The sequence below is a fragment of the Ancylobacter mangrovi genome, from assembly GCF_024752355.1.
GTDB lineage: Bacteria > Pseudomonadota > Alphaproteobacteria > Rhizobiales > Xanthobacteraceae > Ancylobacter > Ancylobacter mangrovi.
Map to the genome: position 1 here is coordinate 1,069,518 of NZ_JANTHZ010000001.1, position 25,873 is coordinate 1,095,390.

Consider the following 25,873-nt stretch of genomic DNA (forward strand, 5'->3'; position numbering starts at 1 on the left):
TCGCCACGCTTCCCTCCACTCGAAGAGACCATTGCGATGAAACTGCTCCGCTACGGCGCCCCCGGCGAGGAAAAGCCCGGCCTTCTCGACGCGGAAGGGCGCATCCGCTCGCTCGCCGGGCAGGTGCCGGACATCGACGGGGCGACGCTGGCGCCGGCGGCGCTGGCGAAGCTCGCCGCCCTCGATCCCGCGTCGCTGCCGCTGGTGGAAGGTTCGCCTCGGCTCGGCCCCTGCGTCGGCCAGGTGGGCAAGCTGGTCTGCGTCGGCCTCAACTATTCCGACCACGCCGCCGAGACCGGGGCCGAGATCCCGGCCGAGCCGATCCTGTTCATGAAGGCGACCTCGGCGATCTGCGGGCCGAACGACGACGTGGAGATTCCGCGCGGCTCGACCAAGACCGACTGGGAGGTCGAGCTCGGCATCGTCATCGGCAGCCCGGCGAAATACGTGTCGGAGGCCGAGGCGCTCGACCATGTGGCCGGGTACTGCGTCGTCAACGACGTGTCCGAGCGCGAATTCCAGATCGAGCGGCTCGGCCAGTGGACCAAGGGCAAGTCCTGCGACACCTTCGGGCCGATGGGGCCGTGGATGGTGACGAAGGACGAGATCGCCGACCCGCAGAAGCTCGGCATGTGGCTGGAGGTGAACGGGCGCAAGATGCAGAACGGCTCGACCGCCACCATGATCTTCGGCGCGGCCTATCTCGTCTCCTACATCTCGCAGTTCATGAGCCTGCAGCCGGGTGACGTGATCTCCACCGGCACCCCGCCGGGCGTCGGCCTCGGCATGAAGCCGCCTTCCTACCTCAAGGCCGGCGATGTGGTCAGCCTCGGCATCGAGGGGCTCGGCGAGCAGCGACAGCGGTTCGTCCAGGGCTGAACGAACAACGGCGGCGGAGCACCCGGTCGCCTTGGCACGGAAAAGGGGAGCGGCCATCCGCTCCCCTTTTTGCGTCGTGGACCCGCTCAGGGCTTCAGCGCGCGCAGCTCCTGCGTGGTGCGCGAGGCCGCCGCCATGAGGAAGGCGGCGTCCGACTGCGTGGGGATGAACCGCGAGCCGTGGGAGATGTAGATCGCCTGGCGCTGCGGGTCGCCATCGCCACCGACCCCGAAGAACTTGCCCTGCGCCTTGCATGCGCGCCCCACCCGCTCGACCGCCGCCATCGCCTCGGGATCGCCGAGCTGGCCGGGCTTGCCCATGCTGGTCAGAAGGTCGGTGAGGCCGATCAGGATCACGTCGACCCCCTCCACCGCGGCGATCGCCTCGGCATTGGCGACGCCCTCGACGGTCTCGATCATGCACACCACCAGCGTGCTGCGGTTCATGATCGCGATCGCCTCTGCCTGCGGCAGCGGGCGATAGTCGAACAGCGCGTAGCCCGAGGTCGCCGAGCGGCGGCCGATAGGGGCGTAGCGCGCGGCATTCACGCCCGCCTGCGCGTCCTCGGCTGTGTTCACGTCGGGAAAGACGATGCCGGTGATGCCGCCGTCGAGCAGCACCGGAATGTCCGGGTCGCGGCAGCTGCGCACCCGCACCATCGCGGTTATGCCGCAGCCGAGCGCGATCTGTCCGATATGGGCGATCGTCTCCCGCGAGTAGATGGCGTGCTGGGCGTCGATGAACAGGAAGTCCATGCCGCTCGAGCGGGCGATGCGGGCGACGTCGCCGGTGCGCGAGACGCGCACGATCATGCCGACCGCGAGTTCGCCCGCCTCGAGCCGCTGCCTGGTGGGATTTGCGATGTCGGCGATATCAGGCATGTCCGATCTTCCTGCTGGGCGCCGCCGCCTCGCCGGCTGCGGGCTCCTCTCCCATGATGCGGAACGGCGGCTCGCGCTGCATCAGGCAGTGCGGGCCGAGTTCGGCGAGGCTGGTGCGGCCCATCTGGCCGAGATTGACGTCGATCTCCTTGCGCAGGATCTCGATCGCCTTCTTGGCGCCGGGAAGGCCGAAGGCGGCGACGCCGTAGAGCGTGGGCCGGCCAATGAAGGCGAACTGCGCGCCGAGGCACATGGCGATCAGGATGTCCGAGCCGCGGCGGATGCCGCTGTCGACCATCAGCACCATCTTCTCCCCCACCGTCGCGCGGATGAGCGGCAGCATGTCGATCGGGGTCGGCGCCATGTCGAGCTGGCGCCCGCCATGGTTCGAGACGATGATGCCGTCAATGCCGAGGTCGGCGGCGCGCACCGCGTCCTGCGGGTGCAGCAGGCCCTTGATGACGAGGTTGCCCGGCCAGATCCTGCGGTAGTGCTCGACGTCGGCCCAGGTCTGTTCCGAGGCCGGGGTCTGGGTGCCGAAGAAGTCGGCCACCTGGTCGGGCGTCGCGCCTTCCTTCACATAGGACTGCCAGGCCGGCATCATCGGCGTGCCGCCGCCCGCCTTCAGATAGTCCATCAGCCAGCCCGGCCGCGACAGGCCGTCGATCACGGTCGACATCTTGAACTTCAGCGGCCGGGTGAAGCCGTTGCGCAGGTTGCGCTCGCGCTTGGGGACGATCGGCACGTCGGCGGTGAGCACCAGCGTCTTGAAGCCGAGATCGGCGATCCGCCCGACCAGGCGCTGGCCAACCGCGCGCTCGCGGGTGCTGTAGAGCTGGTACCAGAGATTGTCCGGCGCGCGCGCCAGCCCGTCCTCGACCCGCGAATTGCTGGCGCAGGGAAAGGCGAAGACGATGTTCGCCTCGGCCGCCGCCTGCGCCAGCATCTCGTCGGCGCCGGGACGCCAGAGGCCGGAGATGCCGGTCGGGCAGATGCCGAGCGGGCTGTCATAGGTGACGCCGAACAGCGTCGTCTTCTGGCTGCGCTCGGAGATGTCGACGAAGTAGCGCGGCAGCAGCCGGTAGTCCTGGAAGGTCTGGCGGTTGCGGGCGAGGCAGGTCTCGGATTCGACGCCGCCGTCGATGAAGTCGAAGGCGATCAGCGGTAGGCGCCGCCGCGCCGCGGCCCGCAAGTCGTCGATAGTGACGATCTTATCGATGTTCATGGAAGTCCCGGATTTGCGCTGGGCACCCTGCCCGACAGGCCCGCCGACCAGGGCAGCGGGGCGGCGCGGGCGGATCGAACAAGATTATAATATTATAAATACGCCCGCCCCTCCCGCTGTCAATCGACGCTGCCCTTAGCTGGCGCGAAAGCGCACCAGCGCCTCGCGGTCGATCTCGATGCCAAGGCCCGGGCCTTCGGGCACCCGGACCCGCCCGCCCTCGTGCTCGATCGGCTCGGTCAGGATCGCCTGCCGGATCGGGTGTTCGGTGCGGTCGAATTCCAGCAGCGGCTCCTGCGGCGCCAGCGAGCACGGGGTGAAGGACGGCAGCACGGCGAGGAGCTGCAGCCCGGCGGCGATGGCGATGCCGGTGCCCCACACATGCGGCGCGTAGCGTATGCCGTAGGCACTCGCCATGTCGGCGATCTTCCTGCACTCGGAAATGCCGCCGGCGGCGCAGGTGTCGGGCTGGACGATATCGAGCGCGCGCTTCTCGAACAGCTCGCGGAAGCCGAAGCGGGTGAACTCGCATTCGCCGGTGGCGACCGGAATGCGCAGCGCCGCCTTGACCTGGAGATGGCCGGCCACGTCCTCCGGCGGCACCGGCTCCTCGAACCAGCCGATGTCGTATTCCTCGATGGCGCGGCCGAGCCGGATCGCGGCGACGGTGTCGTAGGCGTGGTTGGCGTCGATCATGAGGCCGACCTCCTCGCCGATCGCCGTGCGCACGGCGCGGGTGATCGCCGCGTCCTCCTCGACGCCGAAGCCGACCTTCAGCTTCACCGCGCCGAAGCCCTCGGCGACATAGCCGGCGGCCTCCTCGGCGAGATATTCGGCCGGCTCGCCCTGCTCGCGGCGGTAGAGGCCGGTCGCATAGGCCGGCACCTCGCTGCGGACCGGGCCGCCGAGCAGGCGATGGACCGGCTGGCTCAGATATTTGCCCTTCAGGTCCCAAAGCGCGATGTCGATGCCGCTCAGTCCCTGGATGATCACGCCCTTCTGGCCGTGGTCGCGGAAGCGGGCATAGATCTCGTTCCAGAGATATTCGCTGCGCATCGGGTCCTGCCCGACGAGCAGCGGGCGCATCGCCGCGACGACCGCCGCGTTGATGCGTGCCGGGCCGTAGCATTCGCCCCAGCCGACCAGCCCCTCATCGGTGACGATCTCGACGATCATCGCCGTGCGCGTCGCGTACCAGGCACGCGAATAGGCGAAGGGTTGCGACAGCGCCGCCTCGAGGACGTGCGCCCTCACATCTGTGATCTTCATTCGTTGTCCCCCGTTCGGGCGCATGGGACCGGCGGAGCACCGCCGGCGATGTCAGCGCGCACCCGAGTTCCGCACCAGGAAGGATGGATCGAGCTCAGCGGGCGAGGTGCAGCCGATCAGCGCCATGTCGCGGTCGATCTCTTCCGCCAGCAGGGTGATCGCGTGCCGCACGCCCGCCTCGTCGCCGACCGAGGCGGCGAAGAAGAAGGGCCGGCCGAGGAAGACGAAGGACGCGCCGAGCGCGAGCGCCTTGAGCACGTCGGTGCCGCGACGGATGCCGCTGTCCAGCATGACGGTGGTCGACCCGCCGACCGCGGCGACGATGTCCGGCAGCGCGCGCAGCGAGGCGAGGCTGCCGTCGAGCTGGCGCCCGCCATGGTTGGAGACGATGATGCCGTCGGCGCCGATATCGCGGGCCTTGCGGGCGTCCTCGGGCGAGAGGATGCCCTTGAGGATGAAGTTGCCCTGCCACTGGTCGCGGATCCAGGCCATATCGTCCCAGGTCAGCGAGTCGCGGCGCCCGAAGCTGCGCTGCGCGGTCGGCGAGATCAGCGGCGGGCCGCGTTCGCCGCCGGTGATGTTCTCGAAGCGCGGCATGCCGTTGCGCCACAGCGTGCGGGCCAGCGTATGGGTGAGCCAGCGCGGATGGGTGATCCCGTCCCAGGCGAGGCGCGCGGTCGGGCGCAGCGGGATCGAGAAGCCGTTGCGCACATTGTTCTCGCGGTTGCCGTTCACCGCCACGTCGACGGTGACGACCAGCGTCCGGTAGCCGGCGCGCCGCACCCGCTCGATCAGCGGCCCGACCGTGGTGCGGTCGCCCGGTATGTAGGCCTGGAACCAGGTGTCGGGATTGGCGGCGATGACCTTCTCCATCGCCATCAGCGAGGCGCCGCTGAGCAGGCAGGGAATGCCCGCCTCATAGGCGCCGCCGGCGAGCACGCGCTCGCACTCGAAGGCGCCGAGCGCGGTCGAGCCCATCGGCGCGATGCCGAACGGCGCGCTCCAGCGATGGCCGAACAGGTCCACCGCCTGGCCGCGCCGGGTGGTGTCGACCAGTACCCGCGGGATGAAGCTCCAGTCGTCGAAGGCGGCGCGGTTCGCGTCGCGCGTACCGTTGCTCTCGACGCCGCCGGAGACGAAACCGTAGATGCAGCGCGGCAGCACGCGGCGCGCCTCGACCTCGAAATCGTCCAGCGAGAGGACGCGCGAAAGACGGCGCGGCGTGTTGGCGTCGCTCGAGCCCGCCCAGCGGAAATCGGATGCCGTAAAAGACGTCTTGGGGGAGTTGGTCCCCGCCCCGGATTGTTGCTCGGCCGCAGCCACGCTCGTTCCTTCCCAACGCCCTCGCACGCCTGCCCATCGCCGGAGGCCGCAGCGAAAAACCCCGCCCGGCACGCCCGCCGCTCGACAGCAGAACGCCGTTTCTTGTTCTCGATGGCAGCCGAAGACCGCGAGACGCGGGCTTCACACGCTGATGATTAAAAAATATAATAGTATTTATTGACATCGTGTCAATCCCCCGCCTCAATGCGCCAGGGCCGGCCCGGCGCACATGGCGGGGACAGCCGGCCACCGTTTCCGACGCAAAAGACCTGGGCCAGACCCCGAGTCCGAACAGGGCTCGAGGCCGGCCGGGCCCGAGCTGGGAGTGCCTTGACTTGCGGATGTTCTGCGCCGCCGTCGACTGGGGAACGTCGAGCTTCCGGCTGTGGCTGCTGGACCGGGCGGGCATGGTCGTGGCCGAGCGGCGCAGCGACGAGGGCATGCAGCACTGCCACCGCGTCGGCTTCGCTCCCGTGCTCGAAGCCCATCTGGCGGCAGCCGGCGCCCCGACCGGGCTGCCGGTGATGATCTGCGGCATGGCCGGCGCCCGGCAGGGCTGGCAGGAGGCGGGCTACCTCGACCTGCCCGCCCGGCTCGACACGCTGCCCGAACAGGCCATTCGGATTGCCGGCGCTGCGCGCGAGGTGTTCATCCTGCCCGGCCTCGCCCAGCGCCGCGCCGAGGCGCCGGACGTGATCCGCGGCGAGGAAACGCAGCTTCTCGGTGTCCTCGACGCGAGCGACGACACGCGCCTGTTCTGCCTTCCCGGCACGCATTCCAAATGGGTCGCGGTGGAGCAAGGCGCGGTGACGCGCTTTGCCACCTTCATGACCGGCGAATTATTCGCGCTGCTCTCGCGCCACTCCATCCTTGCCCATGCGATGCCGCAGGACATGGAGGTGCGCGAGGACGCGCCGCGCTTCCTCGAAGGGGTCGAGGACGGGGCGAGCGCGCCGGAGGCGGCAACGCGGCGGCTGTTCGGCCTCAGGGCCTCGCAACTGCTTGGCTTCAGCGACCGGGGCGACGGCGCCGCCTATCTCTCGGGCCTGCTGATCGGCGTGGAGATCGCCGGCGCACGGGCCTTCGACGGCGGGGAGAAGGCGCTCACGCTGCTCGCCGGCGGGCCGTTGGCACGTCTCTACGAACGGGCGCTGACGGTGCACGGCTACACCGTCGCGACGCGCGACGCGGGCGAGGCGACGCGGCGCGGCCTCCATCAGGCGGCGCTCCGGCGCTGGCCGCACTGCGCGCCGGTGGAGGCCGCCTCGTGATGCATCCGAGATCCCCCGATCCTCGCCGGCGGCCGCTTGACGGCAGCAGTCAGACGCTTAATTATAGAACTATATATAACGCTCCGATCGCCATCGGCAGCCGCCCGCCCCTCGCCGCGAGGACGGACCGGGCCCTCCGCCACACGTCCAGAACACGCATCCGGGTACGCATCTCATGAACGGATCGACCGCACCGATCAATCGCAAGCGGCTTGTCTTCTTCGAGCGCTTCTTCGATCCCGTCGCCGAGCAGATACTGGGCGACCAGGAAGACATCGAGCTCATCAAGCTGCGCTATGGCGACGACGAGAACGAGAACTGGCGCGAGCTTTCGCGCAGCTGCGCCTACCAGATCGGCGCGCGCACCGAGTTGGTCGAACCCTGGTTCGCCGACGGCGCGCTGATCGCGCGGGCGCCGCGGCTCCTCGCCATCTGCTCGATCGGCGCCGGCTACGACGTCGTCGACGTCGACGCCTGCACCGAGGCCGGCATCGCCGTGTGCAGCCAGTCGGGCACCAATTGCGAGCCGGTGGCCGAGCACGCCATCGGCATGATGCTCAACCTGTCGAAGAAGATCGGCATCTCCAACCGCGCGCTGCTGCGCGGGGGCGCCGCCGACCGCATGGACCTGCGCGGCAACGACATCGTCGGCAAGACCGTCGGCATCGTCGGCATCGGCGCCATCGGCTCGCGCACCGCCCAGTTCTGCCGCGCCTTCGACATGACGGTGCTGGCCTACGACCCCTACCTGACCCGCGAGCAGATCGCCGCGCGCGGCGCTGAGAAGGTCGAGTTCGGCGAATTGCTGGCGCGCGCCGACTTCGTCACCGCGCACTGTCCGCGCACCGAGGAGACGCTCGGCATGTTCGACGAGGCGGCCTTCGCGCAGATGAAGCCGAGCGCCTATTTCCTCAATACGGCGCGCGGGCGCATCCATGACGAGGGCGCGCTGCTCGACGCGCTGCGGCGCGGGGTGATCGCCGGCGCCGGCATCGACGTGTTCGATCACGAGCCGCCGCCGCCCGACCACCCGCTGCTGCAGCTCGACAACGTCATCGCCACCCCGCACATCGCCGGCATGACGGCCGAGACCTTCTACAACATGTCGGTCAAGACCGCCGAGCAATGGATCGAACTGCTGCGCGGCAAGGTGCCCCCGCGTCTGGTCAACCCCGAGGTCTGGCCGCGCTACAGCGCGCGCTTCGAAGAAATCGTCGGCTTCCGTCCGCAGCCGCTGGGCTGACCGGGGCGCCCGCCGGCACGACATCCACGCCGCCACCAGGAAAGGGCAGATATTATCTATAGATCTATCATCAATCATTGACTCCGGATGCGAGCTGACGTTTCGTCACCTGCGTCGCCGACACGGTGAATCCGGCCGCGACGAGGAACGAAAACGAGCCGCCACGAGGCATCAGGCAGGCCGCGCCCGGGACGTCGGGCCGCGGATCGCCCGGGCTTCGGCCTTTGTCGGCGCTCATCCGGGAGAGAAGACGCTTTCACCAGAACGGCCCGCCAGAACCAGAACCAAGGGCCGAGGGAACCTAAGGAGGAAACCGCAATGTTCCGCACGAAACTGTTCGCGGCAGCCCTGGCGCTGCTGCTGCCGGTGGTCGCCGGCTCCGGCGCCAAGGCCGGCGAGGTGCTCGATCGCGTCGTATCGAGCGGCAAGCTGCGCGTGGCGGTGATGGGCAGCCTTCCGCCCTATACCAACATGCGCCCCGACGGGCAGATGGAAGGCTACGACATCGATCTGGCAAAGAAGTTCGCGGCGGCGCTGAAGGTGACGCCCGAATTCATCGTGGTCGACAGCGCCGGGCGCGTCGCCGCGCTGCAGACCGGCAAGGCGGACGTCACCATTTCCGGCTTCGCCCGCAACGTGCAGCGCTCGCTCACCATCGCCTTCTCCGACCCCTACCTCATCGTGCCGGGCCGGATCCTGGTGAAGACCGACAGCCCGCTGAAGAAGGTCGAGGACGTCAACGATCCCAAGGTGAAGCTGTCCTTGAACCGCGGCGGCAATTCCGAGCCGATCATCGCCGCCAAGTTCCCGGACGCGCAGCGCATGCGCTTCAACACCAATGCGGACGGGCTCAACGCGCTGATGTCGGACCAGGTGGACGCGATGGCGCAGGACGCCTTCTACCACGCCGAGCAGATCGCCAAGCATCCCGGCCAGCTTCGCATGCTGGATGGGACCTATTCGCGCCAGGAAGACTCGATCGGCGCGCCGGCGGGCGATGCCGACTGGCTGCGGGTGATCAACCTCTGGCTCGAGCAGCTCAACGCCACCGGCGAGAACAAGGAGCTGTTCAAGAAGTGGTTCGGCTTCGATCCGCCCAAGATCACCGCCGACTACTGACCGCCTGGCGGGCGCGCGGGCCTCAGGCCCGCCGCCCGCCGCTCTCCTGCGACCGCTGTCTGCGGCGATCACAGATCGGCATTCCATGAATTCCTTCTCGTTCAGCCTGCGCGCCATCGTGCCTTATCTGGGCGAGCTGCAGACGGCGGTGCTCGTCACGCTCGCCATGTCGCTCGCCACCATCGGGCTCAGCCTCGCCATCGGCCTCGTCTTCGCGGTGCTGCGCCAGAGCCGCTCGGCGCCGCTGCGCTGGTTCGCCACCGCCTATGTTGAGTTCTTCCGCAACACACCGCTGCTGGTGATTCTGTACTTCGCCTATTTCATGATGCCGGTGATCGGGCTGCGCATGTCGCCGTTCCAGTCCGGCCTCGTCGGCATGACGCTGCACTTCGGCGCCTACATGACCGAGATCCTGCGCGCCGGCCTGATCGCGGTGCCGCACGGGCAGTACGAGGCGGGCCATTCGCAGGGGATGACCAATTTCCAGATCCTGCGCCACATCGTGCTGCCGCAGGTGATCCGCACCATCTACGCCCCGCTCGGCAACCAGCTCATCACCATCATCCTCGGCTCGTCGCTGACCTCGGCGATCGCGGTGAACGACATCGCCGCCTGGATGCAGACCACGGGCTCCGACACGTTCCGCTATTTCGAGACCTTCCTGATCGCGGCCATCGTCTATGCCGTGCTCTGCCAGGTCATCAACCTGACGCGCATCTACATCGGACGTGCGCTCTTCCCGGATAATCGGTGATCGCATGCACGAGACCTACGGCCTTCTCGAATACATGCCCTCGGTATTCAGGGCGCTCGGGCTCACCATCTGGCTGAGCTGGCTGTCGCTCATCATCGGCGCTGTCGGCGGGCTGGTGCTGGCGCTCATGCGCACCTCGGGCTGGCGCGTGCTGAGCGTGCCCGCCCTGCTCTATGTCGAGATCTTCCGCTCGATCCCGATCCTGATCATCCTGTTCTTCTTCTTCTACGGCGCCCCGCTGGTGCTCGGCATCAACGTCTCCGCCTTCGCGGCGGCCACCGCGGCGCTCTCCGCCCATGCGAGCGCGCTGATGACGGAGGTGATCCGGGCCGGCATCGAGAGCGTGGGCCGCGGCCAGTGGGAGGCGGCGCAGTCGAGCGGCATGACCTACGGCCAGGTGATGCGCCACGTGGTCGGCCCGCAGTCGATGCAGGTGATCCTGCCGCCCTCGGTCAACATCTACATCATGATCCTCAAGGAATCCTCGATCGCCTCGATCATCGGCTATGTCGAGCTGACCGCGACCGGGCTGCTGATCCGCGAGGCCCATGGCGGCGGGTTCGCGATCCTCGGGATCATCGCCATCCTCTACTTCATCGTCTGCTACGCGATCTCGCTCGCGGGCGGCGCCCTCGAACGCCGTATGAAAATCGCCGGAAGCGGCCTGCACATGGACGGGACACGATGACCCAGGCGCCAGTTCTCAAGATCGACACCCTCACCAAGAAGTTCGGTTCGCGCACCATCATCGACGGCATCTCGATGGACGTGACGCCCGGCGAGATCGTCTGCCTCGTCGGCCCGAGCGGCACCGGCAAGTCGACGCTGCTGCGCTGCGTCAACGGGCTGGAGGACATCCAGGGCGGACGCATCGTGTTCGAGGACGAGCCGGTGCGCGCCCACAGCAAGAAGATCATCGACGTGCGCAAGCGCGTCGGCATGATCTTCCAGCAGTTCAACCTCTACCCGCACCTGACGGCGCGCCAGAACATCGTGCTGGCGCAGGTCGTGGTGCACGGCGTCGACCGCAGGAGCGCCACCGAGCGCGCCGACGAACTGCTCGCGCGGGTGCGGCTGGCGCACCGGGCCGACGCCTATCCCGCCCGCCTGTCGGGTGGCGAGCAGCAGCGCGTCGCCATCGCCCGCGCGCTCGCCACCAACCCGCACATGCTGATGTTCGACGAGCCGACCTCCGCGCTCGATCCCGAGACCGTCGGCGAGGTGCTGGCGGTGATGCGAGAGATCGCCGAGGAGAGACGCACCATGCTGGTGGTGACGCACGAGATGCGCTTCGCCGCCGAGGTGGGCACCCGCATGGTGTTCATGGACCAGGGCAAGATCGTCGAGGAGGGTGTGCCGCGCGAATTGCTGGCGCAGCCCAGGACGGAGCGCGCGCAGCGCTTCCTGCAATCCATCCGTCACTGAAGGCGGCGCCGGGCCGTTTCCCGACTCCGGCCATCCGGCGCCTGCCGCCGCAGCGGTTCACGAGGCCGCTGCGGCTTTTTTTTTGCCTTCGCCGCAGCGCCGGTCGCGCGAAGGGGGCTCGCGCGACCTCGCCGCGCCCTTAACCTACCGTAACGTAAGGATAATTCGCGCCGCCGCCGCGAGCCGCCGTCTTGACAGCTTCGCGCAACGGATGATGATAACTCTATAAATATCTCGCCGTCATGGCGGGTAACAATAAGGGAGGATCCTCATGCCGGCCTATCCCGCCCCGCATCGCCCGATCGCGTTTCGAAGCGGCAGCGGCTAGCCCGCCCGCGGCTTCCGGTCCTTCGACCGCCCTTCACCCAACCGGCTGATTTGTCCAGGTGATGCCGCCGAGGGGCGCCGCATCGCCAAACCGAGGCTGTGCCGCGCGATGCGAAACAACAGACGCTTCATCATCCACATCCTGCTCTTCCTGTTCCTGTGCTGCTACTCGCTCGACCGCGTCACCATGGCGGTGGCCGGCAGCACGGTGGCGAAGGAGATGGGGCTCAGCCCGGTGGCGCTGGGCTATCTGTTCTCGTCCTATCTCTGGCTCTACGCGGTCGTGCTGCTGCCGGCCGGCGCGCTGACCGACCGGCTCGGCGCGCGCCGCGCCAGCGCGCTGGCGGCGACCTTCTGGTCGATCTGCCAGGCGCTCGGCGGCTTCGCGACCTCGGCCTTCACCCTGCTGCTCACCCGGCTCGGGCTCGGCCTGTTCGAATCGGCGGCCAACCCCTGCGCCCACAGCGCGATCCGCGAATGGACGCCGCGCAGCGAGCGCGGCTTCGCCACCGCCATCTGGTACGCCGGGACCACGGCCGGGCCGGCGCTCGGCTCGCCGATGGTGGCGTGGCTGATCGCCACCTATGGCTGGCGCTGGGCGTTCATCGCCACCGGCGCGCTGGGCCTCGTCTGGGTCGCCGTCTGGGCGCTGTTCTACCGCTCGCCGGAAGAGGCGAGCTGGATCACCGAGGAGGAGCGCGCCAAGGTGCTGAGCGAGCGCGACGTCGCCTCGGCCGACGACGACGCCCGCTCCATCGGCTATCGCGGCCTGCTGCTGACCACGCCCACCATGTGGGGGCTGGCGCTGACGCAGGGCTGCATCAACTACACCGCCTATTTCTTCCTGGCCTGGCTGCCGGGCTTCCTGCAGGCCTCCTACGGCCTGTCGGTGATCGAGACCGGCGCCTACACGGCGGTGCCGTTCGGGCTCAGCGCCGTGCTCGGCATCGGCCTCAGCGCCGTCGCCGACCGCATGCTCAGCGAGCGCGCGCTGCGCGAGGGCAAGCGGCGCTACGCGGTGGCGATCGGCGCACTGATGTCGGCGTTCATCCTGCTCACGCCCTATGTCGGCTCGATCGGCCTCGCCATGGTGGTGCTCACCGTCTCGCTGACCTTCAACACCTTCGCCCAGTCGATGAACTTCGCGCTCACCAATGACCGGCTGCGCACGTCCGGCGATGTCGGGCGCGCCTACGCGTTCTTCACGCTGGGCGGCATCAGCTTCGGCATCGCCGGGCCGATCGTCACCGGCTACCTCGTGGGCATGACCGGCAACTTCAAGGTGGCGCTGCTGCTGTGCGGGGTGCTGTCCTTCCTCGGTGCCGCGCTGGTGGTGCTGATGACCCGCCGCCCGATGGGCGAGGAGGTCGCCGGCGTCGCCCAGCCGGCGTGACCGGCTCGCAAGCCTTCGGACAAAAGAAAGGGCCGGCGCGAGCCGGCCCTTTTGCGTCGGGAGACGGAAGGCGCGTCAGCGCGCGGGGGCGCGGGCTTCCGGATAGTCCGCCTCGAGCGTCACCTTCTCCCAGGTGTCGAAGTCGCGGCGCATGGAATCGAGCTTGGCCCGCACGTCATTGAGCGCCTTGGCGCCGAGCACCAGCCGGTGCGGCGTCTTCGCCGCCGTCAGCGCGGCGATGATCGCCTCCGCCGCCCGCACCGGGTCGCCCGGCCGGTTGGTGCTGGTGAGAAGCTGGTCGATGCGCGTCGCCACCGAGCCGGCATAGGCCGGCAGGGTGCTCGCGGTCGAGGCGAGCGAGCGGGTGAACTCGGTCTCGAACGGACCCGGCTCGACCAGCAGCACCTTGATGCCGAATTGCTCGACCTCCTTGGCGAGCGCGTCGGACAGGCCCTCCACGGCGAATTTCGAGGCGGCGTAGTAGCCGGTGCCGGCATTGCCGGAGAGGCCCGCCAGCGAGGACAGGTTGACGATCGCCCCGCCGCCCTGCGCGCGCAGGATAGGCAGCACCTTGCGGGTGACCGCGGCGAGGCCGAACAGGTTGGTGTCGAACATGGTGCGGATGGCGGCCTCGTCGCCCTCCTCGACGCTGGCGGCGTAGCCGTAGCCGGCATTGTTCACCAGCACGTCGATACGCCCGAAGCGCTTCATCGTCGCGGCGACGGACGCCTCGATCTGCTCGGGCCGGGTGACGTCGAGCGCGAGCGCTAGCGCGCGGTCCTCGTGGCCGGCCACGAGATCGGCGATGGCGGCGGGGTTGCGCGCGGTGGCGACCACCCGCCAGCCGCGCGCGAGCACGCGCTTGACGAGCTCGCGTCCGAAACCCTTGGAACAGCCGGTTATAAACCAGACCGGCGCGGTGTTCTCTGTCATGCGGTTCTCCATCGTGCGGGCGGCCGCGCGGCCGCTACTGGGAACGGGCGGCCGGGCGCCGCCCATAGGCCTCCGGGTTGTGCACGTTGGCCGGCCGGCGGCCGGCGAGCTCGTCGATGATGGCCTGCGCCGCCGCCCGTCCGACGCGCAGCAGCGCCTCTTCGGTCTGCCCCGCCACATGGGGCGAGAGCACGACGTTCGGCATCCGCCGCAGCGGCGATTCCGCCGCCAGCGGCTCCTCGGCGAAGGTGTCGAGCGCCGCCCCGCCGAGCCGCCCGGCCTCGAGCGCGGCGATCAGTGCCGGCTCGTCCACCAGCTCGCCGCGGGCCGTGTTGACCAGCACCGCGCCGGGCTTCATCGCCGCCAGCGCGCGGGCGTCGATCATGACGCGGGTCTCGTCGGTCAGGCGCGTGTGCAGGCTCACGATATCGGCGCCGGCCAGCACCTCCTCGCGCCCGGCGAGCCGCACGCCCTCGGGCATGATGGCGGGCGGATGGGGATCGCAGGCGAGGATCTTCATGCCGAAGCCGAGCCCCTGGCGGGCCACCCGCCCGCCGATGGCGCCGAGCCCGAAGATGCCGAGCGTGCGGCCCTCGAGTTCGCCGCCGACCTGCGTCGTGCGCTGCCAGAGCCCGGCCCGCATGCCGGCATCCGCCTGCGGCACCTTGCGCATCAGCGCGAGCAGCAGGGCGAAGGTGTATTCGGCGACCGCCGCCGCGTTGCTCGCGCCGGTATTGGTGACGACGACCCCGTGCTCGGTCGCCGCCGCGAGGTCCACCGCGTCGACGCCGACCCCGTGGCGCGACACGATGCGCAGGTGCAGCGCCGCCTCGATGACCCGCCGCGTCACCGTGCCGAGCCGGGCGAGGATGGCGCTGGCTCCGGCGGCGGCCTCGGCGAGGCGCTCCTCGGAGGGATACGAATCGAGGATCAGCACCTCGAAACGCGCGCGCAGCAGCGCCACCGCCTCGGCATGGACGCTGGGGTCGGTGAGCACCACCAGCGGGCGGGCGGGCGCGCCGCCAGTGGAGCCGGCCGGATCGGCGGCCACGGCCTCAGATGCCTTCCAGCTCGTAGTCGTGATCCATCACGACCAGCCGGTGCTCGAAGCGCCACTCGCCATCGTCCTTGCGCAGCTTCACCTCGTAGCGCCCCGGGCCGAGCAGCTTGCTGGCGCCGTTGCGGACCTGGAACACCAGCAGGTAGCACTTGGCGAAGGCATGGTTGCCCTCGACGTCGATCAGCATGTTCGAGAGCACGTGGCGCAGCTCGGTGCCGCGGCTGCGGAACTGGGCGAAACGTGTGGCGAAGGCGCGGATCTGGTCGGCGCCGGTATATTTGCCGACCGCCGGGCTCTCCAGCGCCCCGTCGGGCGTGAAGCAGGACACCAGCGTGTCCACGTCGCCGCCGTCGATCGCCCACATGTAGCGCGCGAAAAGGTCGGCGATCGCGAAACGATCTTCCGCGGAAGGCTTGGCCATCGGGATTTCCTCTTTCTTGCCGGAACTGCAGGCGGCGTCTCCGCACCGTCTTGCGTTCTTTATTGTTCTATAAACAACGATTGACACGCCCGGTCAATCCGGCTTCGATGCCGCCGACCCGTCGACAGGTGCCGAGCTGCATGCCCCCCGAGCGTTTGAAAATCGTCGTCTTCCATCCCCGCGCCGAAGCCTACAAATCCCTGCTGACCCGCGCCGCGGTGGATGCCGAAATCGTGGTGGCGAAGGACGAGGCCGCGCTCGCCAGCTCGATCGAGGGGGCGCAGGTCCTGCTCACCCTCACCTGCCCGCCGGTGGTGATCGAGCATGGCGGCGCGCTGCGCTGGATCCAGGCGGCGAGCGCGGGCATCGACCCGCTGCTGGCGCGCCGCGAGGCGCTGCGCGACATCGCCGTCACCAATGCGCGCGGCATCCATGCCGACCATATCGGCGACTACGCCATGGCGGCGATGCTCATGCTGCTGTGGGACATGCCCGGCCTGCTGCGCCACCAGGCGGAGCGGGTCTGGCACCGTGAGCCCAAGCCCGCGCTGGCCGGCCGCACGCTCGGCGTCGCCGGGCTGGGCGCGCTCGGCCAGGGCATCGTGAGGCGCGCGCGGGCGAGCGGCATGGAGGTGATCGGCCTCAGCCGCGGCGGGGCGCCAGTCGAGGGCGTCTCGCAGGTCTATCGCCGCGACGAGCTCGAGGAGATGCTGCCGCGCTGCGACTTCCTCGCACTCGTGGTGCCGGGGACGCCGGAGACCGAGCGCATGATCGACGCCCGCGCGCTCGGCCTGATGAAGCCCGGCGCCTTCCTCGTCAACCTCGCCCGCGGCTCGGTAGTGGACGAGGCCGCGCTCGTCGCCGCGCTCGAAGGCGGCCGGCTCGCCGGCGCGGCGCTCGACGTGTTCGAGACCGAGCCGCTGCCGGCGGCGAGCCCGCTCTGGGCCATGCCGAACGTCATCGTCACCCCGCACGTCGCCGGCATGAGCGACGACTATGACGAACGGGTGCTGCAGATCTTCCTGGACAACCTCGCCCGCTTCCGGCGCGGCGAGGCGCTCCGCAACCGTGTCGACCTTTCGCGAGGATATTGAGATGCCTGCGACCCGCATCGAGGGACTGACCGACTGCCACATGCATGTCTTCGGCCCGATCGACCGCTATCCCGGCGCACCGGATCGCACCTACACGCCCGAGCGGATGGGTCTCGCCGAATACGCGCCGGTCGCCGCCCGGCTCGGGGCCGACCGGATCGTCATCGTGCAGCCCAGCGCCTACGGCACCGACAACCGGGCGACGCTCGACGGGCTCGCCACGCTCGGCGACAAGGGGCGCGCCGTGGTGGTGATCGACGACAGCTTCGACGATGCGACGCTCGACGCCTATGAGCGGCAGGGCGTGCGCGGTATCAGGCTCAACCTCATGACGCCGCGCATCACCGATGCGGCCGCCGCCGAGGCGACCCTGCTGGCGGCGGGCCAGCGGATCGCCCGGCTCGGATGGCATATCCAGATCTATGCCGATCTCGACCTCGTGGCGCTGCTGGCGCCGGCGGCGCGCAAGTCGGCGGTGCCGGTGGTGTTCGACCATATGGGCGGGTCGAAGGCCGCCGCCGGGCCGGACGTGCCGGGCTTCGGCGTGCTGCTCGACCTACTGAAGGAGGGCAAGTGCTGGGTGAAGCTCTCCGGCGCCGACATCGTGACGTGGGAGACCTCCGACTTTTCCGGCGCCACGCCCTTCGCGCGGGCGCTGATCGCCGCCAATCCGCACCAGCTCATCTGGGGCTCGGACTGGCCGCATCTCGTGCACCACAATAGCGGGCGCGGCGACGCGGCGCCTCCGGCCGGCTACCGGCCGGTGAACGAGGAAAAGCTCATCGAGGCCCTCGCCGGCTGGGCCGGGGACGAGGCGACGCTGCGGGCGATCCTGGTCGACAACCCGGCCCGTCTCTACCGCTTCTGAGATCCGGCGCCATCGGGCACGGCCGCCACGTCAGAGGATCGGCGAGCGGAACAGCCGGTGCTCGACGATCAGTTCCTGCGTCACGTCGACCACCGACTGCAGGCTCGGCCCGAAATCGGCCACCTGGTAGCACAGCGAGACGCGGTGCGCGTCGACGGGGATCGTCACCGGCACCCGCACTGCCGCGCCGCGCTCCAGCTCGGCCGCCACGACCCGTATCGGCAGCAGGCCGATGGCGAGGCTCGCCAGCACCATGCGAATGGTGACGGAGAGGCTGTTGCAGGTACTCACCCGCGAGGGCACCGCCCCGCCGGCGGCGAACCAGTTCATCATGGTGGCGTAGAGCCGGGCGCTCTCGGGGCTGCCGATCAGGTGGCGGGTCGCGAGCTGCATAGGCGTCAGCGGCGCCTGCGGCAGCCGGACCTCCGGCCCCGCGACCCAGCCGAGCTCGATCTGACCGATCGGAAGCTGCTGGATATGGCTGCCCACATCGGGCTGCGTCACCACGCCGAGATCGAGCTGGTGGTTGTTGAGCAGCGTGCTGATCATGCCGGCATCGCCGACGGTGACGGAGATCGTGAGCTGGGAATGGCGCTCCTCGAGCCGGCTCACGAGGTCGGGCAGGCAGATCAGCGCGAAGGTCTCGGTGACGCCGATGCGCAGCACGCCGAGCAGCGGATCACGGCTGCGGAAGCGCGCGACCATGTCGTCGGCAGCGCCGAGCGTGCGGGTGGCGTATTCGACCAGCGCCTGGCCGTCCGCCGTCATCATCACCCGCGGCCCGTTGCGGGTGAAGAGCGCGACGCCGAGCTCGGCCTCCAGCTCGCGGATGCGCTGGGAGATGCTCGGCTGGGTGACGCCGAGGTGCCGCGCGGCGGCGTGGAAGCTGCCCAGCCGCACGATCTGCTCGAATGCCTTCAACTGTGCCAGCGTCACGGCCATGATAATGTTTACCTATCATAATGACCAATAATAATCGATTTTTCTGTCGCATGGAGCGCTGCTACGGTGACCGCAATCAACCGTCGGAACACACGGCGGACATGCGGGAGGAAACGGCAGTGGCAGCCGCGGCGGGCGCCTTGGGCGACGCGCGGCGCGCGCCGATAGCCGGCCATTTCCCGATCCTGCCCGTCCTGACCGACGACACGGCGACCCGCGCCTCTGGAGCGTGCCCATGCCCATATTTCCGGTCGAACGGGGCGAGATCTATTACGAGGTCACCGGCAGGGGACATCCGCTGCTGCTGTTCGCGCCCGGCTTCCTCGGCTCGCGCATCGCCGGCTGGCGAGCCGGCGGAGAGCAGGCGAACGCGCCCTTGCGCAATCCGGTGCCGGCGCTGGCCCGCTCCTTCCGCGTCATCACGCTCGACGTGCGCAATGCCGGCCGCTCCTGGGCCGAGATCGGCCCAGACTATGACTGGCCGCTCTACACCGCCGATCATGTCGCGCTGCTGGACGAGGTCGGCGCCGAGCGCTGCCACGTGCTGGGAAGCTGCTTCGGCGCCTCGTTCGCGCTGGCGCTGGCCCATGCGGCGCCCGAGCGCGTCTCCGCTCTCGTGCTGCACAACCCGGTCGGGCTGTCGGGCGACAACCGGGATCTGATCGAGGCGGAAATCGCGAATTGGACCGCCTCCCTCGCCGGTCGGCCGGACGTCTCGCCCTCAGCGCTCCGGGCAGTCGGGCCGCGCATGTTCGGGCGCGACTTCGTGTTCAGCATCACCCGCCATGCCGCCGGGCGCATCACCGCGCCGACCCTCCTGATGCCGGGCGACGACCGCCTGCACCCGCCCCTCGTCTCGGCCGCGCTGGCGCGGCTGACACGGGCCGAGCTGTTCCCCCGCTGGCAGGACCGGAACGCCGGGACCGACGTCATCGAGCCCGTGTCGGGCTTCCTGCACCAGCACACGCCGGGGCGAACCCGGCTGGCCCGCAGCCGCCCCTAGGCGATCCGCAGACACGGCGAGACATCCCCCTTTCACGGACCGCCCGTGCGCGGCCCGCCCCCGTTCCATTCTCCCTTGAAGACAGGACCTATCCATGACCGGACGTGACAGGAGCTGGAGCTCCAATGCGGTGAAGTCGGCCGCGGCCGCGGGCGCGACCATTCGCGGCGTGCACTTCACCTTCCCCGCGCCAACGGCGATCGAGGTCCTGGCGCCGCTGGAGCTCGACTTCGTCTATCTCGACGGTGAGCACGGCTCGTTCGAGACCCGCGACCTCGATGTCTCCTGCCTCGCCGCCGAACGCTACGGCATGGTGCCGATCGCCCGCGTGCCGGACCGCACCTCCGGCACCATCATCCGCTTCCTCGACCGCGGCGTGCGCGGGATCGTGCTGCCGCATGTCTGCTCGGTGGACGACGCGAAGGACGCGCTGGACGCCATCTACTACCGGCCGCTCGGCAACCGCTCCTTCGGCGGCGGCCGGCCGCATTTCCTCTCGATCGAAGACCTGCCGGCGCATCTGGCGATGTGCAACGCGGCGGTCTCGGTCGGCGTCATGATCGAGACCGCGAGCGGGCTGGAGGCGGCCGCCAACATCGCCCGGCTCGAGGGCGTCGACTATCTCAGCTTCGGCATGAACGACCTCGCGCAGGATCTCGGCCATCCGGGCGAGCCGAACCACCCGGAGGTGCAGCGCCGGTTCAAGGCCTGCGCCGAGCGCATCCGCGCCGCCGGCAAGCCGGTGCGCGAGGATTTCATGAAGTTCGCCTGGATCAACCAGGTCATCCTCGCCGGCGCGCGCCAGCTCATCGAGACGCCCACCGGACGGGCCTACTGAGCGGGAGCCAAAACATGAACGAGGCCGGCATCGAACGGGCCGCGCAGCTTCTGAACGCCGCGCGAAGCAGCCTCCGGCTGCTTGCCGCCCTCCCCGAGGAGGCGCGCCCGCAGAGCTTCGCCGATGCTGCGGCGGTGCAGGACCGCGTGCTCGCGCTCTCGGGCGAGAAGGTCGCCGGCTACAAGCTGGCCGGCACCGACCCCGCGAGCGTCATGTGGGGCGCGGTTCTCGCCTCGCGTGTCTTCGCCAGCCCGGCGACGATCGAGGCCGACCTGGTGCCGCTGCTCGGCGTCGAACTGGAGATCGCCTTCCGTCTCGACCGGGAGGTCGCGGCCGACGATCTCGACTGGGACGCCGCGCGCTTCGATTCGATCGTCACGGCGCTGCCGCTCATCGAGATCGTCGACACCCGCTTTGCCAGCTACAGGAGCACGCCGCTGCTGCACCGCGCCGCCGACTTCATGTCGAACGGCGCGGTCGTCACCGGCCCGGCCCTGGCCGGCTGGCGCTCGGTCGATCTCGAGCGGCTGCCGGTGCGGCTGTCCTTGAGCGGGCGCGTGGTGGCCGAGGGCATAGGCGGGCATGGCGACGGCGATCCGCGGCGCACCGCGCTCGCCTTCCTCGCCGCCCCGGCGCGGCGCCGCCGACTGCCGGCAGGAACGTTCCTCACCACCGGCACCTATACCGGCCTGCAGTTCGCCGAGCGCGGCGACCGGGTGGAGGCCGATGCGGGGCCGTTCGGACGGTTGGAGGTCTCGTTCTCGCGGTGAAGGCGCGGCGCCTTCAGGAGCGGTTCGAGGTCTTCGACGCGCGGGTCGCCGGCTTGGCTGCGCCCTTGCGCGGTGAGACGGCGCCCTTCGCAGCCCCGGCGGTCGCCCTAGACTTGGCACCGGATGTCGCCGCCGCCTTCCCCGCGCTGCCGGGGCGCGGCTTCGCAGCGTCGAGCGCCTTCAGGCTGGCGGCGGCGCCGTCGAGATAGAAGTCGATCTTGCGGGCGATCAGCGCGTCGAGATCGCCTTCCACGGTGAGGTCGTGCAGCCAGCGCCGGAAGGCGACGTGGTAGATGCAGGCGTGCAGCGACTGCACCAGCTCCATCTCGTCCTCGCTCGGCGGGCCCTCGGGCGCCTCGACATATTCCGTGCGCAGCGCCGCGATGATCCTCGTGAAGATCCGGTCGGTCAGGATCGTGTAGTAGCGGGCGTTCAGCGCGCTGTTGGTCAGGCCGCTGAACAGGAACAGCCGCACGTGGTCATAGGTGAGCACGGTGCGGGTGAACTGCTGGTAGAACTGGGTCAGGCGCTCGCGCACCGGCCGCGTCTCGTCTTCCAGCAGCGCTTCCAGCGCCGGGCTCCAGTTCTGCGGGAACAGCCGGTCGTAGATGCGCACCAGCAGCGCTTCCTTGGTCGGGAAGTACTTGTAGAGCAGCGGCTGGGTGATGCCGATCCGGCGCGCCAGCTCGATGGTGCCGGCGCTCAGCCCGAACTCGGCGAAGTAGCGCGTGGCCTGGTCGAGGATCAGCTCCTCGCGCTCGGAGGCGAGCATGCGGCGCCGCTGGCGGACCTCCCGCGGTGCCGTCGTGGACGGGGCCGCGGCGGCCGCGGGCTGCTGACGTTGTCTCGACTTCAGGTCCACGCTCGCAATCTCGCTCCCCGGGGCTGGAAGGGCTGGTCGCTAAGCGCTAGCAGCCCATCATCGGAAAGGGAAGCAGCCTACCGCCGACCTCAGGCGAAGCGGTAGAGCCGGGCCGGATTGTCGACCAGGATGCGCTTGCGCGTGTCGACGTCCGGCACCCATTCCCCGAGCAGGTCGAGCAGCTCGCCATCGTCGGGCATCCGGCCCTTGATGGCGGTGTGCGGCCAGTCGGTTCCCCACACGCAGCGCTCCGGCACCCGCTCGACGAAGCGGCGCGCGAGCGGCGTGACGTCGCCATAGGGATAGCCGGTCTGCGAGTTGCGGTAGCCGCACAGCTTCACCCAGTGCCGGCCGGTGTCGAGCAGCCGCAGGATTTGGCCGAGAATCGGGTCGTCGTCGGGGACGTCGGCCTTCAGCCCGCCCATATGGTCGAACACGACCGACACGGGTAGCGTCTCGATCACCGGCAGCACCTTCGGCCAGGTGTCGAGCGGCACGTACATCTCGATGTGCCAGCCGACCTCGGCGACCTTGCGCGCGACACCGGGCAGGTTGTCGAGCGAGGGGCCGCCGCCGGCCGTGGTAATGAAGCGCGTGGCCCGGATGCCGGCATCGTCCAGCGCCCGGAGCTCGGCCGCGTCGACATTCTGGCCCACCATGGCGACGCCGCGCGCCCGCCCGACGCCGAGCTCGCCCACCGCGTCCGCGGTGCGCCGGTTGTCGGCGCCGTAGACGCTCGGCTGCACCACCACCATGCGCTCGATGCCGAGCGCGCCGAGCATGGCGAGATAGGCCTGCGGCGAGGCGTCCGGCGGGGTGAAGCTGCGGTTCTCCACATAGGGGTAGCGCTCGACCGGCCCGAGGATGTGGGAATGGCAGTCGCAGGCGAGAGGCGGCACCGCGAAGCTGGGCGGGCGCGTGGTCTCGCGGGGTCCTTGGCACGGCTCCATGACTGTTCCTCCCGTTGGCCGAGGCTCTTGTGACTTCTTATTGAGTGATCTATGAATAAGCTGGCGTCAAGATGCAACGGGCGGCGCGGGAGGAAAACGGCTGACGACAGCCGCCGCGCGGGAGGTCGTATGATCGTCGATATGCGTATCTACACGGTGAAGCCGGGAAAGGTGGGAGACTTCGTCGCCTTCTACCGGGAATTCGGCTGGCCCATACAGCAGAAATATTTGGGCCGTTGCCTGGGATGGTTCACGGGAATCGACGGACAACCGAATCAGGTCGTGCATCTGTGGGGCTATGACAGCTTCGCCGACCGCGAGGCGCGGCGGCGCGAGATGTTCGCCGACGCGGCCTGGCAGGATTATCTGCGCCGCATGGGCGCCGGCGAATGGCTAGTACACACGGAGAACCGCTTTCTCGCGCCGACCGACTTCTCGCCGATGCAGTGAAGGCTGCGAGGGAACGCCACAGATGAACGCCACGGCACGGCAGACCGGCCTGATGCTCGCCACCATGGAACCCGCCGCCAGCTTCGAGGAGGAGTTCCAGCAATGGTACGACACCGAACACTTTCCCGAGCGGCGCGACACGCCCGGCTTCCTTACTGCGACCCGCATGGTCTGCCTGTCCGGCTGGCCGCGCTACATCGCGCTCTACGACCTCGAATCGCTCGAGGTGCTGGACGGGCCGGACTACGCGAAGATCGCCGGCCGCAACTACACCCGCTGGACCCACCGGATCGTGGGCAAGGTCTGGGGCCAGTACCGCGCCGGCGCCCGCCAGATCTATCCCGGCGGCGCCCTGCTGGGGCAGGCCGGCTCGTTCTCGCGGCTGGCGCTGTGGCGGTTCTGCCAGGTGCCGGAGGGAATGGCCGAGACCGTCACCGACGGACTGCGCGCCATCTATGAGGGCCAGCCGGAGACGGCGCAGATCCGCGTGTTCGAGGCGCACCAGCACGACGGCACCGACGTGATCGCGCTGATCGAGCTCCACGCGCCGTGGGAGCCGCCGCCCGGCGCGGTGGCGGCGCTGAAGGAGGCGCGGCGCCACCTCGACTGCGTCAACGTCTACATGCCCTATGAGCGGCGCCGGGAAAGCTCCTTTCCCCGGCCGGCCTGACAGGCCCGCACCGCCGGCCCGCGAAATCGCCCGCGCGGGAGCCGGCGGCACGCATGCGCAGATCCAGGAGACCAGACCGTGACGAGCCTCTTCCCCGACATCTGCATCCTCGTGCCGAGCGGCGTCCTGCATTCCCATGCCGTCGAGCGCATCGGCGAGCAGTTCCGGCTGGTGCGGACCGAGCGGCCCGACGCCGCGCTGCTGGCGCCGGAGGTGGTGCGCAGCATTCGCGGCGTGGCGGCGGCGATGACGCCCCTCGACGCGGCCTTCATCGACTCGCTGCCGAACCTCGAGATCATCTCCTATTTCGGCATGGGCTACGAGGCGGTGGACGCCCGGCACGCGGCGGGCCGGGGCATCGTCGTGACCAACACGCCCGAGGTGATGAACGAGGAGGTGGCCGACGTCGCGGTCGGCCTGCTGCTGAGCTGCGTGCGCGAGTTCGGCCCGGCCGAGGCCTGGCTGCGCTCGGGCCGCTGGGAGCGCGAGGGCAACTATCCGCTGAGCGCGGCGACGCTACGCGGGCGCTCGATCGGCATCTTCGGCATGGGACGGATCGGCACCGCCATCGCCCGCCGGCTGGCGGCGTTCGACGTGCCGATCGCCTACCACAACCGCTCGCCCAACCCGGCCGTGCCCTACGCCTACCATGCGAGCCTGATGGAGCTGGCGAAGGCGGTCGACACGCTGGTCTGCGTGGCGCCGGGCGGGCCGGCGACGGAGAAGGCCATCAATGCCGGGGTGCTGGAGGCGCTGGGGCCGGACGGCGTGGTGGTCAATGTCGGGCGCGGCAGCACCATCGACGAGGAGGCGCTGGCGGCGGCCCTGCACAAGGGGGTCATCCGCGGCGCCGCGCTCGACGTGTTCGCCGACGAGCCGCATGTGCCCAGCGCGCTGCTCGACGCACCGAACACCGTGCTGCTGCCGCACATCGCCTCGGCCTCGCAGCGCACGCGCCGCGCCGTCGCCGATCTGTGCGTCGACAACCTCGTCTCCTGGTTCGGCCGCGGCGTGCCGCTGACCCCGGTGCCGGAGGCCGCGCATCTGCCGGCGCGCGGCGACCGGGCGGGTTGAACGGGGCGAGGGAGCGGAACGCGATGACCGGGCGCTTGGAAGGAAAGGTCGCGGTGGTGACCGCGGCGGGCCAGGGCATCGGCCGCGCCACCGCGCTGGCCTTCGCCCGAGAAGGCGCGCACGTGCTGGCGAGCGATCTCGACGCCGGAAAGCTCGCCGGCCTCGACGGGCCCTCGATCGCCACCGCACAGCTCGACGTCACCGACGCCGCGGCGATCACCGCCTATGCGCAGGCGGCCGGGCCCGCCGACATCCTGTTCAACTGCGCCGGCATCGTGCATGCCGGCAGCCTGCTCGACGCCAGCGACAACGATTTCGACCGCGCGGTCGACATCAATGTGCGCTCCCAGTTCCGCATGATCCGCGCCTTCCTGCCGGGCATGATCGCCCGCGGCGGCGGGTCGATCATCAACATGTCGTCGGTGTCGGGCGTGCCCGCCGGGGTGCCGAACCGCTTCGTCTACGCGACCACCAAGGCGGCGGTGATCGGCCTCACCCGCTCGGTCGCCATCGACTATGTGAAGGCAGGGATACGCTGCAACGCCATCGCGCCCGGCACGGTGCAGTCGCCCTCGCTGGAGGAGCGGATCCGCGCGCAGGGCGACTACGAGCAGGCGCGCGCCGCCTTCGTCGCCCGCCAGCCCATGGGCCGGCTCGGCACGCCCGAGGAGATCGCCGAGCTCGCGGTCTATCTCGGCAGCGACCTGTCGGCCTACACGACCGGGCATGTCCACGTGATCGACGGCGGGCTGAGCCTCTAGCCGCCTCACGACGCTTGCATTTTCACCAGCGACGGGGGCCTCGCCGAGCCCTTGCTCCTGGGATTCAG

Annotated in this window: 27 protein-coding genes; 17 read left to right on the plus strand and 10 right to left on the minus strand. The window is 69.6% G+C overall.

Features of this window, described 5'->3' with window-relative positions:
- Nucleotides 1-36 precede the first annotated feature (36 nt).
- Nucleotides 37-879, plus strand: coding sequence for a fumarylacetoacetate hydrolase family protein (locus NVS89_RS05005; RefSeq protein WP_258731398.1), 843 nt, complete (start codon nt 37-39; stop codon nt 877-879).
- 86 nt (nt 880-965) lie between these two features.
- Here the strand turns inward: NVS89_RS05005 and NVS89_RS05010 are convergent, their stop codons facing one another.
- The 4 genes from NVS89_RS05010 to NVS89_RS05025 form a co-directional block, all read right to left on the minus strand.
- On the minus strand, nt 966-1,760 hold the full coding sequence (locus NVS89_RS05010; RefSeq protein WP_258731399.1) for an HpcH/HpaI aldolase family protein: 795 nt from the start codon (nt 1,758-1,760) through the stop codon (nt 966-968).
- Nucleotides 1,753-2,985: an alpha-hydroxy acid oxidase gene (locus tag NVS89_RS05015; RefSeq protein ID WP_258731400.1), complete on the minus strand. Its 1,233-nt coding sequence runs from the start codon at nt 2,983-2,985 to the stop codon at nt 1,753-1,755. Before NVS89_RS05015 ends, NVS89_RS05010 begins: the two co-directional genes overlap by 8 nt.
- A 135-nt stretch (nt 2,986-3,120) precedes the next feature.
- Nucleotides 3,121-4,254 carry a mandelate racemase/muconate lactonizing enzyme family protein gene (locus NVS89_RS05020; protein WP_258731401.1) on the minus strand — a complete coding sequence of 378 codons (1,134 nt, stop codon included), beginning with the start codon at nt 4,252-4,254 and terminating at the stop codon, nt 3,121-3,123.
- A gap of 51 nt (nt 4,255-4,305) precedes the next feature.
- Nucleotides 4,306-5,577: an alpha-hydroxy acid oxidase gene (locus NVS89_RS05025; RefSeq protein ID WP_309486521.1), complete on the minus strand. Its 1,272-nt coding sequence runs from the start codon at nt 5,575-5,577 to the stop codon at nt 4,306-4,308.
- A gap of 341 nt (nt 5,578-5,918) precedes the next feature.
- Here NVS89_RS05025 and NVS89_RS05030 point away from each other — a divergent pair, with 341 nt between their 5' ends.
- The 7 genes from NVS89_RS05030 to NVS89_RS05060 all read left to right on the plus strand — a co-directional run bounded on the left by NVS89_RS05030 (nt 5,919) and on the right by NVS89_RS05060 (nt 13,109).
- On the plus strand, nt 5,919-6,848 hold the full coding sequence (locus NVS89_RS05030; protein WP_258731402.1) for a 2-dehydro-3-deoxygalactonokinase: 930 nt from the start codon (nt 5,919-5,921) through the stop codon (nt 6,846-6,848).
- A gap of 175 nt (nt 6,849-7,023) precedes the next feature.
- Nucleotides 7,024-8,091: a hydroxyacid dehydrogenase gene (locus NVS89_RS05035; RefSeq protein ID WP_258731403.1), complete on the plus strand. Its 1,068-nt coding sequence runs from the start codon at nt 7,024-7,026 to the stop codon at nt 8,089-8,091.
- Between the two features lie 318 nt (nt 8,092-8,409).
- Complete coding sequence (locus NVS89_RS05040) at nt 8,410-9,210, plus strand: transporter substrate-binding domain-containing protein (RefSeq protein ID WP_258731404.1); 801 nt, start codon at nt 8,410-8,412, stop codon at nt 9,208-9,210.
- An 85-nt stretch (nt 9,211-9,295) separates the two neighbouring features.
- Nucleotides 9,296-9,964, plus strand: coding sequence for an amino acid ABC transporter permease (locus NVS89_RS05045; RefSeq protein WP_258731405.1), 669 nt, complete (start codon nt 9,296-9,298; stop codon nt 9,962-9,964).
- Nucleotides 9,965-9,968: 4 nt separating this feature from the next.
- Nucleotides 9,969-10,652: an amino acid ABC transporter permease gene (locus tag NVS89_RS05050; RefSeq protein ID WP_258731406.1), complete on the plus strand. Its 684-nt coding sequence runs from the start codon at nt 9,969-9,971 to the stop codon at nt 10,650-10,652.
- Nucleotides 10,649-11,389, plus strand: coding sequence for an amino acid ABC transporter ATP-binding protein (locus NVS89_RS05055; protein WP_258731407.1), 741 nt, complete (start codon nt 10,649-10,651; stop codon nt 11,387-11,389). The genes NVS89_RS05050 and NVS89_RS05055 overlap by 4 nt, the downstream gene beginning before the upstream one ends.
- Nucleotides 11,390-11,825: 436 nt before the next feature.
- The gene (locus NVS89_RS05060; protein ID WP_258731408.1) at nt 11,826-13,109 is read left to right on the plus strand and encodes an MFS transporter; all 1,284 of its coding nucleotides are present in this window, start codon (nt 11,826-11,828) and stop codon (nt 13,107-13,109) included.
- A gap of 75 nt (nt 13,110-13,184) precedes the next feature.
- Here the strand turns inward: NVS89_RS05060 and NVS89_RS05065 are convergent, their stop codons facing one another.
- Genes NVS89_RS05065 through NVS89_RS05075 form a run of 3 tightly spaced genes read right to left on the minus strand, consistent with a single transcriptional unit; the run spans nt 13,185 to nt 15,523 of the window.
- Nucleotides 13,185-14,042, minus strand: a complete 858-nt coding sequence (locus NVS89_RS05065) for an oxidoreductase (protein ID WP_258731410.1) — start codon at nt 14,040-14,042, stop codon at nt 13,185-13,187.
- 34 nt (nt 14,043-14,076) lie between these two features.
- Complete coding sequence (locus tag NVS89_RS05070; RefSeq protein WP_258731411.1) at nt 14,077-15,093, minus strand: hydroxyacid dehydrogenase; 1,017 nt, start codon at nt 15,091-15,093, stop codon at nt 14,077-14,079.
- 4 nt (nt 15,094-15,097) lie between these two features.
- The gene (locus NVS89_RS05075) at nt 15,098-15,523 is read right to left on the minus strand and encodes a nuclear transport factor 2 family protein (protein ID WP_258731412.1); all 426 of its coding nucleotides are present in this window, start codon (nt 15,521-15,523) and stop codon (nt 15,098-15,100) included.
- Between the two features lie 140 nt (nt 15,524-15,663).
- Here NVS89_RS05075 and NVS89_RS05080 point away from each other — a divergent pair, with 140 nt between their 5' ends.
- Together NVS89_RS05080 and NVS89_RS05085 are read left to right on the plus strand one after the other, a co-directional pair.
- On the plus strand, nt 15,664-16,617 hold the full coding sequence (locus NVS89_RS05080) for a D-2-hydroxyacid dehydrogenase (RefSeq protein WP_258731414.1): 954 nt from the start codon (nt 15,664-15,666) through the stop codon (nt 16,615-16,617).
- Nucleotide 16,618: 1 nt separating this feature from the next.
- Nucleotides 16,619-17,485 (plus strand): amidohydrolase family protein, encoded by an 867-nt coding sequence (locus NVS89_RS05085; protein ID WP_258731415.1) that lies wholly within the window; start codon nt 16,619-16,621, stop codon nt 17,483-17,485.
- A gap of 30 nt (nt 17,486-17,515) precedes the next feature.
- Here NVS89_RS05085 and NVS89_RS05090 read toward each other — a convergent pair whose 3' ends face one another.
- Nucleotides 17,516-18,427 carry a LysR family transcriptional regulator gene (locus NVS89_RS05090; protein WP_258731416.1) on the minus strand — a complete coding sequence of 304 codons (912 nt, stop codon included), beginning with the start codon at nt 18,425-18,427 and terminating at the stop codon, nt 17,516-17,518.
- A gap of 235 nt (nt 18,428-18,662) precedes the next feature.
- Between NVS89_RS05090 and NVS89_RS05095 the strand changes: the two genes are divergently transcribed.
- The 3 genes from NVS89_RS05095 (at nt 18,663) to NVS89_RS05105 (ending at nt 21,038) form a co-directional block, all read left to right on the plus strand.
- Nucleotides 18,663-19,430, plus strand: a complete 768-nt coding sequence (locus tag NVS89_RS05095; RefSeq protein WP_258731417.1) for an alpha/beta fold hydrolase — start codon at nt 18,663-18,665, stop codon at nt 19,428-19,430.
- 94 nt (nt 19,431-19,524) lie between these two features.
- The gene (locus NVS89_RS05100) at nt 19,525-20,268 is read left to right on the plus strand and encodes an HpcH/HpaI aldolase family protein (protein ID WP_258731418.1); all 744 of its coding nucleotides are present in this window, start codon (nt 19,525-19,527) and stop codon (nt 20,266-20,268) included.
- Between the two features lie 14 nt (nt 20,269-20,282).
- Nucleotides 20,283-21,038 (plus strand): 2-keto-4-pentenoate hydratase, encoded by a 756-nt coding sequence (locus NVS89_RS05105; protein ID WP_258731419.1) that lies wholly within the window; start codon nt 20,283-20,285, stop codon nt 21,036-21,038.
- Nucleotides 21,039-21,051: 13 nt separating this feature from the next.
- Here the strand turns inward: NVS89_RS05105 and NVS89_RS05110 are convergent, their stop codons facing one another.
- Together NVS89_RS05110 and NVS89_RS05115 are read right to left on the minus strand one after the other, a co-directional pair.
- Nucleotides 21,052-21,810, minus strand: coding sequence for a TetR/AcrR family transcriptional regulator (locus tag NVS89_RS05110; protein WP_258731420.1), 759 nt, complete (start codon nt 21,808-21,810; stop codon nt 21,052-21,054).
- Nucleotides 21,811-21,989: 179 nt separating this feature from the next.
- Nucleotides 21,990-22,850 carry an amidohydrolase family protein gene (locus tag NVS89_RS05115; RefSeq protein WP_258731421.1) on the minus strand — a complete coding sequence of 287 codons (861 nt, stop codon included), beginning with the start codon at nt 22,848-22,850 and terminating at the stop codon, nt 21,990-21,992.
- 129 nt (nt 22,851-22,979) lie between these two features.
- Here NVS89_RS05115 and NVS89_RS05120 point away from each other — a divergent pair, with 129 nt between their 5' ends.
- The 4 genes from NVS89_RS05120 to NVS89_RS05135 all read left to right on the plus strand — a co-directional run bounded on the left by NVS89_RS05120 (nt 22,980) and on the right by NVS89_RS05135 (nt 25,805).
- A complete protein-coding gene (locus NVS89_RS05120; protein ID WP_258731422.1) occupies nt 22,980-23,300 on the plus strand; it encodes an NIPSNAP family protein in 321 nt (106 codons plus the stop codon).
- A gap of 22 nt (nt 23,301-23,322) precedes the next feature.
- Entirely contained in the window at nt 23,323-23,970 is a 648-nt protein-coding gene (locus tag NVS89_RS05125; protein WP_258731423.1) for a DUF4286 family protein, read from the plus strand.
- A 78-nt stretch (nt 23,971-24,048) separates the two neighbouring features.
- Nucleotides 24,049-25,044 (plus strand): 2-hydroxyacid dehydrogenase, encoded by a 996-nt coding sequence (locus tag NVS89_RS05130; protein ID WP_258731424.1) that lies wholly within the window; start codon nt 24,049-24,051, stop codon nt 25,042-25,044.
- A 23-nt stretch (nt 25,045-25,067) separates the two neighbouring features.
- Entirely contained in the window at nt 25,068-25,805 is a 738-nt protein-coding gene (locus NVS89_RS05135; RefSeq protein ID WP_258731425.1) for an SDR family oxidoreductase, read from the plus strand.
- The last annotated feature ends 68 nt before the right edge of the window (nt 25,806-25,873 follow it).